The 12903-nt window shown below is 55.4% G+C and carries 12 protein-coding genes; 4 read left to right on the forward strand and 8 right to left on the reverse strand.

All coding sequences use genetic code 11. The features are described from left to right. The first annotated feature begins 15 nt into the window (after nucleotides 1-15). Nucleotides 16-612, forward strand: coding sequence for a 5-formyltetrahydrofolate cyclo-ligase (locus AOY24_RS13030; RefSeq protein WP_044253985.1), 597 nt, complete (start codon nucleotides 16-18; stop codon nucleotides 610-612). Between the two features lie 395 nt (nucleotides 613-1007). Here AOY24_RS13030 and serA read toward each other — a convergent pair whose 3' ends face one another. Both serA and rpiA read right to left on the reverse strand, forming a co-directional pair. After that, nucleotides 1008-2240, reverse strand: coding sequence for a phosphoglycerate dehydrogenase (serA, locus tag AOY24_RS13035; protein ID WP_042999349.1), 1233 nt, complete (start codon nucleotides 2238-2240; stop codon nucleotides 1008-1010). A 267-nt stretch (nucleotides 2241-2507) separates the two neighbouring features. Then, on the reverse strand, nucleotides 2508-3167 hold the full coding sequence (gene rpiA, locus AOY24_RS13040) for a ribose-5-phosphate isomerase RpiA (protein ID WP_042322083.1): 660 nt from the start codon (nucleotides 3165-3167) through the stop codon (nucleotides 2508-2510). A gap of 159 nt (nucleotides 3168-3326) precedes the next feature. Between rpiA and argP the strand changes: the two genes are divergently transcribed. Continuing rightward, complete coding sequence (argP, locus tag AOY24_RS13045) at nucleotides 3327-4220, forward strand: DNA-binding transcriptional regulator ArgP (protein WP_042322080.1); 894 nt, start codon at nucleotides 3327-3329, stop codon at nucleotides 4218-4220. A gap of 7 nt (nucleotides 4221-4227) precedes the next feature. Here the strand turns inward: argP and AOY24_RS13050 are convergent, their stop codons facing one another. From AOY24_RS13050 to serB, 4 genes are all read right to left on the reverse strand, one after another. Then, nucleotides 4228-5127 carry a LysR family transcriptional regulator gene (locus AOY24_RS13050; protein ID WP_042999348.1) on the reverse strand — a complete coding sequence of 300 codons (900 nt, stop codon included), beginning with the start codon at nucleotides 5125-5127 and terminating at the stop codon, nucleotides 4228-4230. 21 nt (nucleotides 5128-5148) lie between these two features. Then, complete coding sequence (gene nadR, locus AOY24_RS13055) at nucleotides 5149-6381, reverse strand: multifunctional transcriptional regulator/nicotinamide-nucleotide adenylyltransferase/ribosylnicotinamide kinase NadR (RefSeq protein ID WP_042999347.1); 1233 nt, start codon at nucleotides 6379-6381, stop codon at nucleotides 5149-5151. A gap of 21 nt (nucleotides 6382-6402) precedes the next feature. Then, nucleotides 6403-7785: a DNA repair protein RadA gene (gene radA / locus AOY24_RS13060; RefSeq protein WP_044253979.1), complete on the reverse strand. Its 1383-nt coding sequence runs from the start codon at nucleotides 7783-7785 to the stop codon at nucleotides 6403-6405. A gap of 89 nt (nucleotides 7786-7874) precedes the next feature. Continuing rightward, nucleotides 7875-8843: a phosphoserine phosphatase gene (serB, locus tag AOY24_RS13065; protein WP_042999345.1), complete on the reverse strand. Its 969-nt coding sequence runs from the start codon at nucleotides 8841-8843 to the stop codon at nucleotides 7875-7877. A 117-nt stretch (nucleotides 8844-8960) separates the two neighbouring features. Between serB and AOY24_RS13070 the strand changes: the two genes are divergently transcribed. Both AOY24_RS13070 and lplA read left to right on the forward strand, forming a co-directional pair. After that, the gene (locus AOY24_RS13070; RefSeq protein WP_054176769.1) at nucleotides 8961-9605 is read left to right on the forward strand and encodes a YtjB family periplasmic protein; all 645 of its coding nucleotides are present in this window, start codon (nucleotides 8961-8963) and stop codon (nucleotides 9603-9605) included. Nucleotides 9606-9630: 25 nt separating this feature from the next. Then, on the forward strand, nucleotides 9631-10647 hold the full coding sequence (gene lplA, locus AOY24_RS13075; protein WP_054176770.1) for a lipoate--protein ligase LplA: 1017 nt from the start codon (nucleotides 9631-9633) through the stop codon (nucleotides 10645-10647). A gap of 81 nt (nucleotides 10648-10728) precedes the next feature. Here the strand turns inward: lplA and deoD are convergent, their stop codons facing one another. Beyond that, nucleotides 10729-11448: a purine-nucleoside phosphorylase gene (deoD, locus tag AOY24_RS13080; protein WP_042999343.1), complete on the reverse strand. Its 720-nt coding sequence runs from the start codon at nucleotides 11446-11448 to the stop codon at nucleotides 10729-10731. 198 nt (nucleotides 11449-11646) lie between these two features. Continuing rightward, nucleotides 11647-12870, reverse strand: a complete 1224-nt coding sequence (deoB, locus tag AOY24_RS13085) for a phosphopentomutase (protein ID WP_042999342.1) — start codon at nucleotides 12868-12870, stop codon at nucleotides 11647-11649. Nucleotides 12871-12903 lie beyond the last annotated feature (33 nt).

Here is a 12903-nt window from a genome sequence, read left to right on the forward strand (position 1 = left end):
TACCTGGCGACAGCCATGACATTACTTTCTGAACTCCCTTTATCACGACAAACCATTCGCCAGATGATTAGGCAACGTCGTCGTGCGCTCACACTTTCGCAGCAAATCACCTTCGGTCAGCAGGCCGCAACACGCATGCTTGCATACCCTCCCGTAGTGATGGCGCACACGGTCGCCGTGTTTTTGTCATTTGATGGCGAACTCGATACTCAGCCCCTAATCGAACAACTCTGGCACGCGGGAAAACGCGTCTATCTCCCGGTCCTGCACCCATTCAGCCCCGGTAATTTGCTGTTTCTGCACTATCACCCGCACAGTGAACTGATCACTAATCGGCTGAAGATTCAGGAACCTAAACTCGACGTTCGTGATGTTCTGCCGCTTTCGCAACTGGACGTGCTGGTCACGCCACTGGTGGCGTTTGATGAGTACGGTCAGCGTTTAGGGATGGGTGGCGGATTCTACGATCGCACCTTGCAAAACTGGCAACAGCATGGTCTGACGCCCGTAGGGTATGCCCACGACTGTCAGCGTGTGGAGAAATTGCCGGCAGAAGAGTGGGATGTCCCCTTACCGGCCGTCGTAACGCCGTCAAAAGTGTGGGAGTGGTAAGCGCTTCTTTGCTGATTGACACCGCCGTTTTTTTGACCTAAATTTCCTCGGTAAGGGTGAGGGAGGCGAACCTCCCTCCTGCGTTTTCGCTGTTAATATGCTGGCCAGGCGATGATTAACAGGATAAGCAGCATGATGACATAACTCATCATCGTCCCTTTCCTTTTTAGAGCCCCTGCTTCGGTAGGGGCTTTCCCGTTTCAGCGTCGTGCTGCGCCTCTATCGTAAATTCCTTTTGTTGATGTACAACGCGTAGCGAAGCCTTTAATCATCAATTGCGGCAAGGCTCGAAAACAGGATGTATGCGTTACAACAAGGGATGGCGATGTCGGGAAAACGAAAGGAGAAAGGAAGAAATGACGGGCAGACTCAGCGCCTGCCCGCATCGGTAAGGATCAGTACAACAGGCGCGCGCGAATAGTGCCCGGAATGGCCTTCATCGCCAACAGCGCTTTCTCGGCGACTGCTTCATCCGCTTCAATATCGATAACGACATAGCCCATTTGCGCCGACGTTTGCAGATACTGCGCGGCAATGTTGACGCCCTGCTCGGCAAAAATCTGGTTCAGGGAAGTCAGCACGCCAGGACGGTTTTCATGGATGTGCATCAGACGACGCCCGCCGTGGAGCGGCAGCGACACTTCCGGGAAGTTAACCGCAGAAAGCGTAGAGCCGTTATCGGAATACTTCGCCAGTTTACCTGCCACTTCCAGACCGATGTTTTCTTGCGCTTCCTGAGTGGAACCTCCGATATGCGGCGTCAGAATCACGTTATCAAAGTCACAAAGCGGTGAAGTGAACGGATCGCTGTTGGTTGCCGGCTCGGTCGGGAACACGTCGATTGCTGCCCCTGCCAGGTGTTTGGTCGCCAGCGCATCGCACAGCGCGGGAATATCTACCACGGTGCCACGTGCGGCGTTGATCAGCAGCGAGCCAGGCTTCATCAGCGCGATCTCTTTCGCGCCCATCATGTTCTTCGTTGAGGCGTTTTCCGGCACGTGCAGGCTGACCACGTCGCTCATGTTGAGCAGTTCAGACAGATGCTGAACCTGAGTGGCGTTACCCAGCGGCAGCTTGTTTTCAATATCGTAGAAGTAAACGTGCATCCCCAGCGATTCCGCCAGAATACCCAACTGAGTCCCGATGTGGCCATAGCCAATAATGCCGAGTCTTTTACCACGTGCTTCAAACGAACCGGCAGCCAGTTTATTCCACACACCGCGGTGCGCTTTGGCGTTTGCTTCCGGTACGCCGCGCAGCAGCAGTAGCAGCTCACCAATCACCAACTCCGCCACAGAACGGGTGTTAGAGAACGGCGCGTTAAACACCGGAATACCGCGCTTTGCTGCCGCCTTCAGGTCTACCTGGTTGGTGCCGATACAGAAACAACCGATAGCGACCAGTTTTTCCGCCGCGTTGATCACCTCTTCTGTCAGATGGGTACGGGATCGCAGGCCAATGAAGTGGGCATCACGGATGGACTCTTTCAGCTCTTCAGCATCCAGTGCCCCTTTGTGAAATTCGATGTTGGTATAACCTGCTGCCCGAAGGCTATCCAGCGCCTTTTGATGCACGCCTTCAACCAGCAGAAATTTAATCTTGTCTTTCTCCAGCGATACCTTTGCCATTTCCCGACCCTGTCTTTTTATGCAATCTGATATTGTGTGTGTGGATTTGCATCCGCCTTTCAACATATCAAAAATAATTATTGCGGCAATATGAACGTTTGCGTCGCTCTGTTGAGGAACGTTCATTCAGTGGCAAATGCCAGAGGAAAATGCTGGGGATAAGTTTTTCTTTGGAGAAATCAGCAGGGCAAGATTCAAAACGTGATACATGTCACCAAATTTGCCCTGCAAAAAAATTTTAACCGGGGAAGCGCTCCCCTGGTCAGATCATTTCACGATGGTTTTGACGCCGTCAGCGGTCCCGATTAACGCCACATCCGCGCCACGGTTAGCAAACAGGCCGACAGTCACCACGCCGGGAATAGCGTTAATGGCATTTTCCATCGCCACCGGATCGAGGATCTCCATGCCGTGCACATCAAGGATCACGTTACCGTTGTCAGTCACCACACCCTGACGGTATTCCGGACGACCGCCCAGTTTGACTAACTGGCGGGCCACTGCGCTGCGCGCCATTGGGATAACCTCAACCGGCAGCGGGAAGTTACCCAGAATATCCACTTCCTTGGACGCGTCGGCGATACAGATAAATTTCTTCGCCACGGAGGCAATGATTTTTTCACGGGTCAGCGCAGCGCCGCCGCCTTTAATCATCTGCATGTGGCCGTTAATTTCGTCCGCGCCATCGACATAAACGCCAAGGCTGTCCACTTCGTTGAGATCAAACACAGGGATGCCGAGGCTTTTGAGTTTTTCGGTTGAGGCATCCGAGCTGGAAACCGCGCCTTCAATCTGACCTTTCATGGTGCCCAGCGCGTCAATAAAGTGCGCGGCTGTTGAACCGGTACCTACCCCTACAATGGTGCCGGGCTGTACATACTGAAGTGCCGCCCATCCTACTGCTTTTTTCAGTTCATCCTGCGTCATGATTGTCTCGCTTTTGTGGAGAAAAATTCACGCGCATTATAGACCATTGCGCGGAAAAATCTTCCCGACCCGCTCGCAGGCTGCGGATTTCGTCTTTACCCAATGCAAATTTATGTCATAGTGCAGAATAAGCAAAAATTTCAGGAGTGTGTCAGATCAATGAAACGTCCGGACTACAGAACACTACAAGCACTGGATGCCGTTATACGTGAACGCGGGTTTGAGCGCGCGGCGCAAAAGCTGTGCATCACCCAATCTGCCGTTTCGCAACGCATCAAGCAGCTTGAGAATATGTTCGGACAACCGCTGCTGGTCCGCACCGTTCCGCCGCGTCCGACCGAGCAGGGGCAAAAACTGTTGGCGCTGCTTCGTCAGGTCGAACTGCTGGAAGAGGAATGGCTGGGCGATGAGCAGACCGGTTCCACGCCGTTGCTGCTGTCGCTGGCGGTTAACGCCGACAGTCTGGCGACCTGGCTGTTACCGGCCCTGGCGCCGGTACTGGCTGACTCCCCTATTCGTCTTAACCTGCAGGTGGAAGATGAAACCCGCACCCAGGAACGTCTGCGTCGCGGCGAAGTGGTAGGCGCGGTGAGTATTCAGCATCAGGCGCTGCCCAGTTGTCTGGTGGATAAACTCGGCGCGCTCGACTATCTGTTTGTGGGTTCCAAAGCGTTTGCCGAACGCTACTTCCCGAACGGTGTCACCCGCTCCGCGCTGCTGAAAGCGCCTGCGGTGGCGTTTGACCATCTGGACGATATGCACCAGGCCTTCCTGCAACAGAACTTTGATCTGCCGCCGGGCAGCGTTCCGTGCCACATCGTCAACTCTTCGGAAGCCTTTGTGCAACTGGCGCGTCAGGGCACCACCTGCTGTATGATCCCGCACCTGCAGATTGAAAAAGAGCTGCAAAGCGGTGAACTGATCGATCTCACGCCAGGCCTGTTTCAGCGCCGGATGCTCTACTGGCATCGGTTTGCGCCTGAAAGCCGCATGATGCGCAACGTCACCGACGCGCTGCTGGCCTACGGTCACAAGGTACTGCGTCAGGACTGAGCCGGTCTCATTCCGCGGTGTAGAAGTGTCTGAGCTCATCGAACTGCATGGCAAATTCGATGTAGCTCATCAGCGCGGGAGAGTTCAGCTTACGGCTGGGATACACCAGCCAGAGATCGTTTCCCGCCACTGTCCATGGCGCCAGTACCGGTATCAGAGCGCCCTTTTCGATTTTATCTTCCAGCATAAACGCCGGCAGCAGTGTGATCCCCGCCCCTGCGATGGCGCTTTCGCGGGCATAGACCAGATTATCCGTCAGATGCACCCGCTCAGGCATGTACTGATAGTCTTCATCACCGCGATGAAATAACCACTCAGCCCAGGCTTTGTGCGCGATGCAATGGTGTTCGACCAGTTGACGGGGATGGTTCAACGGCGCATAACGTGACAGATAATCGGGCGAGGCCAGCAAATAGCGCGGGCAATGGCCAATCATACGTCCGATCAGCGAGGAATCCTGCGGCTTACCAGTGCGCAACGCGACGTCAAAACCGCTGTCCACCAAATCCAGCAGTTCATCGGAGATACTGACCTCAAGATAAACATCGGGGTAGCGTTGCTGGAACTGCGTGTTCAGGCGCGCGAGCAGTGTCGCGCCAATGCCTGCCGGCGACGTGATGCGCAATCGTCCGCTGGGGTTGTCGCGCAGGCGCTGAACCGCATAATCGGCGCGTTCGCTGGCAGCGAGTATTTCCCGGCAGTGCACCAGATAGTGTTCACCGGCGTAGGTCAGGTTCAGTTTGCGGGTGGTACGGTTGATCAGGCGAATGCCAACGTGCTGCTCAAGCTGGCTGATACGCTGACTGACGCTCGACTTCGGCAGCCCCGCCTTTTGCGCGGCGACGGTAAAGCTGCCGTGTTCGGCGACCAGGGCAAACAGCGCCATATCCTGCAAGTGCTTAAACATCGCGTTCACCCCTGGCGAGGATCACCCCTGCTCACCCATCATCTCTTTGACCAGCTCGACGCAACGCAGGAAACGGCCATCGTAATCCGCCTCTTCGACATGCACGAAGTCGATATTGTTTTCGCGCAACATCTCCACCAGCAGCGTCTGAAATTCTTTACGATCCACTGAACTACCGAGGCTGCGCAGACCGTCCGCCACCCACGGCGTGTTATTTTCCAGCAGGATCACCAGGTCAAAGCGGTATTCATCGATCAACGCCTGCACAAACGGATGTTCTCGCCCTTCGTACTTTTTGCAGAAGGCCTGAGTCGTGACGAAGTCGGTGTCGACAAACGCCACTTTATTGGCGTACTTCACTGCAAAATCAATGTACTGCGCGTGGCCCAGCGCGATTTTATCGTAGTCAGAATATTGTAGCGCCATCTCATCCCCCCCGAGGTGAGAGAAGACATAATCCCGGCCATACTCCCACGCACTGGTGGTATTGAAGATATTCGCCAGCTTATTGACCAGCGTCGATTTCCCACTCGATTCTCCGCCCAGCACCGCCACGGTACGCACGAAGAACGGCTTCACTTCAGTCGGAATATATTCCCAGTAGCGGAAGGGGTTTTCACGGATTTGCGCGCCGCTGATGCTCATAAAGGTGCGTTTCGGGTCGATAAGCACCGTTTCGATACCCAGATGTTCCAGGTACTGCGGGGCATCGGCTTCCTCTGAGGTATAGATCCAGTTTGGCGCAATCCCCTTCTCCGCCATAAACGCTTTGATGCCCTTACTCCAGACGTCCCAGCCGTGCGGATACGGCTCCATCCCCTCTTCGTTGAAGGCATGAATGCGGATATTTTTCTGATATTTGAACGTTTGTAACAGCCAGCGCAGACGATCCGGCACGGTCGGTTGCTGGGACATGGCGCTGTCTTCAAACAGCGCGCGGTCGCGCGTATCGTCATAGCCCATGATGATATGCAACTCGTCCACCTGGCTACAGGCGCGCTGAATCAGATAGATATGACCGGTGTGCAGCGGATAAAATTTGCCGAACACCACACCGATATTTTTCTGCTGCCGGGGAAACTCCAGCCCCAGAAAACGGTGCAACGCCTCCAGTTTTTGCGCGCTGGGGCTTTTGATCTTGGCATTGAGAAGTTGACTGAGATAGCCCTTGGTCATTCCACTGGCATCCGCCACTTGTTGCAGGGTACAGCCCTTTTGCTTGATCGCGGTTTTCAGATAATCAAATGACGACATGGGTAACCTCCGTTTCACTCATTATAAGTCGTCAAACACGTTTAACGCATCCGCCAGCTTCTTGACACCAAAAACCTGCATCCCTTCCGGCGGTTTTTTCGGCACGTTAGCTGCCGGAACAATCGCGCGACGGAAACCATGTTTTGCGGCCTCGGAAATACGCTCCTGACCGCTGGGCACCGGGCGAATCTCTCCTGCCAGCCCCACTTCGCCAAACACTACCAGGTCCTGCGGCAGCGGCCTGTCGCGCAGGCTGGAGACCATCGCCAGCAGCAGCGCCAGATCCGCGCTGGTCTCTGTGACTTTGACGCCGCCCACCACGTTAACGAACACGTCCTGATCGGCCATTTGCAGACCGCCGTGACGGTGCAGCACCGCCAGCAGAATCGCCAGACGGTTCTGCTCCAGCCCCACCGCGACGCGACGCGGGTTGGCCATCATCGAGTGATCGACCAGCGCCTGGATCTCCACCAGCAGCGGTCGCGTCCCTTCCCAGACCACCATCACCGAACTGCCGGAGGTGACTTCATCGCCACGACTCAGGAAGATCGCCGAAGGGTTGCTCACTTCGCGTAGTCCCTGTTCGGTCATCGCGAAGACCCCTAACTCATTCACCGCGCCAAAACGGTTTTTGTGGCTGCGCAGGGTACGAAAACGGGAATCGGCATCGCCATCCAGCAATACCGAGCAGTCGATGCAGTGCTCAAGCACTTTTGGCCCGGCCAGCGAGCCGTCTTTGGTCACGTGGCCCACCATCACAATCGCCACGCCGCGCGTCTTGGCAAAGCGCGTCAGGTAGGCCGCCGTCTCACGCACCTGCGCCACGCTGCCGGGTGATGACTGGATATCCGCCATGTGCATAACCTGAATGGAGTCGATCACCATCAGCTTCGGCTGCTCTTCTTCTGCAATCAGGCAAATCTGCTCAATACTGGTTTCCGAAAGCATGTTGAGATTGTTGGTCGGCAAACCGAGGCGGTGCGCGCGCATTGCCACCTGCTGCAGGGACTCTTCCCCGGTGACGTACAGGGTTTTCATCTGCTCCGCGAGCTTGCACAGCGTCTGCAATAACAGCGTGGATTTACCCGCGCCGGGGTTACCGCCAATCAGAATCGCACTGCCGGGAACGACGCCGCCGCCCAGCACGCGGTCAAACTCTTTAAAACCGGTGGAAAAACGCGGCAGCTCTTCCAGGCTGATATCGGAAAGCTTCTGAACCTTTGCAACGCCAGCGCTCCCGGCATAACCACTCAGTCGCTCATTACGCGCCACCGTCGGCGATGCAGCCAGGCGCACCTCGGTGATGGTGTTCCAGGCATGACAGGCGCTGCATTGCCCCTGCCAGCGCGGATAATCCGCCCCGCATTCATTACATACAAAGGCGCGTTTTGGAGCTTTTGCCACGGTTTACCTCGTTATCTCTGTACCGCCTGTGTGCCGGATGGCGGCGGCGCCTTACCCGGCCTACACCTTAATACCAGCCGGTATCTCAATTATTTCTGGTTCATGCTGCCGGAGAGAATGCAGAACACCCCCATCAGGTCAGCGTGACGGATAGTAATCTCCGTCTTTTCATTCACTTTCGGCTTGGCATGGTACGCAATCCCCAGCCCCGCCGTTTTGATCATCGGCAGATCGTTGGCGCCATCGCCAATCGCCACGGTCTGCGCGATCGGGATTTCATATTCCTGCGCCAGTCGGGTCAGCGTTTTGGCCTTATACTGCGCATCGACGATATCGCCAATCACGTTGCCGGTAAATTTACCGTCCATGATCTCCAGTTCATTCGCCACTGCCGCCGTTAGCCGCAGTTTCTCACGCAGATATTCGGCAAAGAAGGTAAAGCCGCCGGAGGCGATTGCCACCTTCCAGCCCAGTGTTTCCAGCTTCAGCACCAGTTGCGTCAGGCCTGGCATCAGCGGCAGACTTTCACGTACCTGATGCAAAATATTGGCATCCGCGCCTTTCAGCGTCGCCACACGACTGCGCAGGCTGGCGGTGAAGTCGAGTTCGCCGCGCATCGCCCGTTCGGTCACTTCCGCGACCCTTTCGCCGGTACCGGCCAGTTTGGCGATCTCATCAATGCACTCGATCTGAATCGCGGTGGAGTCCATGTCCATCACCAACAGGCCAGGCGTACGCAAATGCGGGATTTTCCCCAGCGGCGCAACGTCTAATTGCGCATCATGCGCCAGTTTCGTCGCGCGAGGCGTGAGCGAACCGGCAAGGCGAATGACCTGATAGTCCTCGACACACCACGCCGCGACAATCACCATCGCCGCGCCCAGTTTGCTCTGGTACTGAGTGAGACGTTGTTTATCCAGCCCGCGTCCGTACAGCAGCCAGCCGCTACGTCCAGCGTGGTAATCCAGTGGCATCACCTCGTCACCACTCAAAGAAAGGGGCAAACCTGGCCATAAAGAGACATCTTCAGGCAAATCGCACCAGGTAATGTTAGGCATTAAAGCTCCTGTAAAATCGTTCGGGCCGGGAAGGTTCACGGGGAAAATAACGCATGAGGCTACCCTGTAACCATCGCTTCTGGCAACATTAAGCCTCAAATTTTCAGCAGGTGGAATATGGCTCGCGCAAAACTGAAATTCCGACTTCATCGTGCAGTGATTGTATTGTTCTGTCTCGCACTGCTTGTTGCGCTCATGCAGGGCGCCTCCTGGTTCAGTCAAAATCACCAGAGACAGCGTAATCCGCAGCTTGAAGAGTTGGCGCGCACGCTGGCGCACCAGGTCACGCTGAACATCGCGCCGCTGATGCGTACCGAAACGCCTGACGAAAAACGCATCAAGACCATTCTGCAGCAGTTGACGAAGGAAAGCCGCATACTTGATGCCGGCGTTTATGATGAACAAGGCGATATGATTGCCCGCGCAGGCGAAAGCGTAAATGTGCGCGACCGTCTGTCGCTGGACGGTAAAAAAGCCGGCGGCTACTTCAACCAGCAGATTGTAGAACCCATCCAGGGGAAAAATGGCCCACTGGGCTATCTGCGCCTGACGCTGGATACGCATACCTTAGCCACTGAAGCCCGGCAGGTGGATAATACCACCAACATTTTACGCCTGATGCTGCTGCTTTCACTGGCCATCGGCGTAGTGCTGACCCGCACTCTGCTGCAGGGTAAACGAACCCGCTGGCAGCAATCGCCCTTCCTGCTCACCGCCAACAAGTCGGTGCCGGAAGAGGAAGAGAGCGAGAAAAAAGAGTAATTCGTTACAGGAAAGGAAAACTGACATGTCGACACTTCGCCTGCTTATTTCTGACTCTTATGACCCCTGGTTTAACCTGGCGGTCGAAGAGTGTATTTTCCGTCAGATGCCTGCCACTCAGCGCGTGCTGTTTTTGTGGCGCAATGCCGATACAGTCGTCATTGGGCGTGCGCAAAACCCGTGGAAAGAGTGTAATACGCGGCGGATGGAAGAGGACAACGTGCGCCTGGCGCGCCGCAGCAGCGGCGGTGGCGCGGTATTCCACGATCTCGGCAATACCTGTTTCACCTTTATGGCCGGGAAGCCGGAATACGATAAGACCATCTCGACGTCAATTGTCCTGAATGCGCTTAACGCACTGGGCGTGACGGCTGAAGCCTCAGGACGTAACGATCTGGTGGTGAAAACGGCGGATGGCGACCGTAAGGTTTCTGGCTCAGCCTACCGCGAAACCAAAGATCGCGGTTTTCATCACGGCACACTATTGTTGAACGCCGATCTCAGCCGACTGGCAAACTACCTGAATCCAGACAAAAAGAAACTGGCGGCCAAAGGCATTACCTCTGTACGCTCGCGCGTGGCGAATCTCACCGAACTGTTGCCGGGCATCACCCATGATCAGGTGTGTGCGGCGGTAACCGAGGCCTTTTTTGCCCACTACGGCGAACGCGTTGAAGCGGAGGTGATCTCCCCGGACAACACGCCCGATCTGCCGAACTTTGCCGAAACCTTCGCCCGCCAGAGCAGTTGGGAGTGGAACTTCGGGCAGGCACCAGCCTTCTCGCATCTGCTGGATGAACGTTTTACCTGGGGAGGCGTCGAACTGCACTTTGACGTTGAGAAAGGGCATATCACCCGTGCGCAGGTGTTTACGGACAGTCTCAATCCGGCACCGCTAGAAGCGCTGGCCGCACGTCTTCAGGGCTGCCTGTATCGTGCCAGTGTCGTACAGCAGGAGTGCGAATCTTTGACGAGGGATTTTCCGGAGCAGGAAAAAGAGTTGCAGGAATTGTCGGCGTGGATTGCACAGGCGGTGCGCTAATAAAAAGCCCGCTGGCACTGCTCAGCGGGCCTGGAAAACCGTAGGCCGGGTAAGGCGAAGCCTCCCCCCGGCACCCAGGTCTTACGCTTTATCGCCCAGCAAAACGGATTCCAGCGCGATTTTAATCATGTCGTTGAACGTGGTTTGACGTTCAGCCGCCGTCGTCTGCTCGTGCGTACGGATGTGGTCAGACACGGTGCAGATAGTCAGTGCTTTCGCGCCAAATTCTGCCGCCACGCCGTAGATACCCGCCGCTTCCATTTCCACGCCCAGGATGCCGTATTTTTCCATCACGTCGAACATTTCGCCGTCCGGAGAGTAGAACAGATCCGCAGAGAACAGGTTGCCAACGCGTGCGTCCACACCCAGTGCTTTTGCCGCGTCAACCGCGTCACGTACCATGCCGAAATCAGCAATCGCGGCAAAATCATGGTCTTTGAAACGAATGCGGTTCACTTTGGAATCGGTGCAGGCACCCATACCAATTACCACGTCACGCAGTTTTACGTCCGGACGCACAGCACCACAGGACCCTACGCGAATGATTTTCTTCACGCCGAAATCGGTGATCAGCTCTTTGGTGTAGATGGAGCAGGACGGGATACCCATACCGTGACCCATGACGGAGATCTTACGGCCTTTGTAAGTCCCGGTGAAACCTAACATGCCGCGAACGTTGTTTACTTCGCGTACATCTTCAAGGAAAGTTTCCGCAATGTGTTTTGCGCGCAGCGGGTCGCCCGGCATCAAAACGACGTCAGCGAAATCACCCATTTCTGCATTAATGTGAGGAGTTGCCATCTTCAGTTCCTTTTGTATTGTTGTTTTTGCCTGATGCCGGCTATGCCTTATCAGGCCTACAAAACGTATTCAAATACCCTAAGGATTTCGCGTTGTAGGAAGGCGACGAATTCGTGAATCCCCGGGAGCATAGATTAACTATGTGACCGGGGTGAGCGAATGAAGTCAACGCATCTACAGCGCGAAAGACAACGGGTATTACAGCATGTTTTTACCGTATTCCATTGGCGACGTGCCAAAGTACGAAGCGAGAGTCTGACCTATATCCGCAAAAGTTTCGCGGTGGCCTAACGAGCCCGGTTTTACTTTCGGGCCGTACACCAGCACCGGAATGTGTTCACGGGTGTGATCGGTACCGGTCCAGCTCGGATCGCAGCCATGGTCAGCGGTCAGGATCAGAATGTCATCTTCACCCACCAGCTCCATCAGCTCCGGCAGACGGCGGTCGAACAATTCCAGACCGGCCGCATAACCGGCGATATCACGGCGGTGGCCCCAGGAGGAGTCGAAGTCAACGAAGTTAGTGAAGACAATCGTCTTGTCACCCGCTTCTTTCATCTCTTTAATAGTGGCGTCAAACAGCGCGTCCAGGCCGGTGGCTTTCACTTTTTTAGTGATGCCGCAGTTGGCGTAGATGTCCGCGATTTTACCGACGGAAACTACGTGGCCGTCTTTCTCATCAACCAGTTTCTGCAACACGGTCGGCGCTGGCGGTTCAACGGCCAGATCGTGACGGTTGCCGGTACGCTGGAAGTTACCCGCTTTGTCGCCAATGAACGGACGCGCGATGACGCGACCGATGTTGTAACCGCCTTCGGTCAGCTCTTCACGGGCGATCTCGCACAGCTCGTAAAGTTTATCCAGGCCAAACGTCTCTTCATGGCAGGCAATCTGGAACACGGAATCCGCGGAGGTATAGAAAATCGGTTTGCCGGTTTTCATATGCTCTTCGCCCAACTGGTCCAGAATCACCGTACCGGAAGAGTGGCAGTTACCGAGATAGCCCGGCAGGTTCGCACGTTTGACCAGTTTATCCAGCAGTTCCTGCGGGAAGCTGTTTTCGTGGTCGCTGAAATAACCCCAGTCAAACAGAACCGGCACACCGGCGATTTCCCAGTGGCCAGACGGCGTATCTTTACCGGAAGAGAGCTCATGCGCCCAGGCGTATGCACCAATCACTTGTGCGTTAGCGTCCATACCGGCTGCGATTTTACCGGTAGACCCTTCATGCGCTTTCACCAGACCCAGGCGGGTCAGGTTTGGCAGATTCAGTGGGCCTTTACGCCCTTTGTCAGCCTCGCCTTTGGCACAGGCTTCAGCGATATGCCCCATGGTGTCGGAACCGACGTCGCCAAAGCGATCTGCGTCTTCCGTCGCACCAATACCAAAGGAGTCCAGCACCATAATAAATGCACGTTTCATCTTGTTCTCCATTCATCTGCGCTGCAAAAAAGC

This window comes from Citrobacter sp. CtB7.12 (assembly GCF_001297795.1).
GTDB lineage: Bacteria > Pseudomonadota > Gammaproteobacteria > Enterobacterales > Enterobacteriaceae > Citrobacter_A > Citrobacter_A amalonaticus.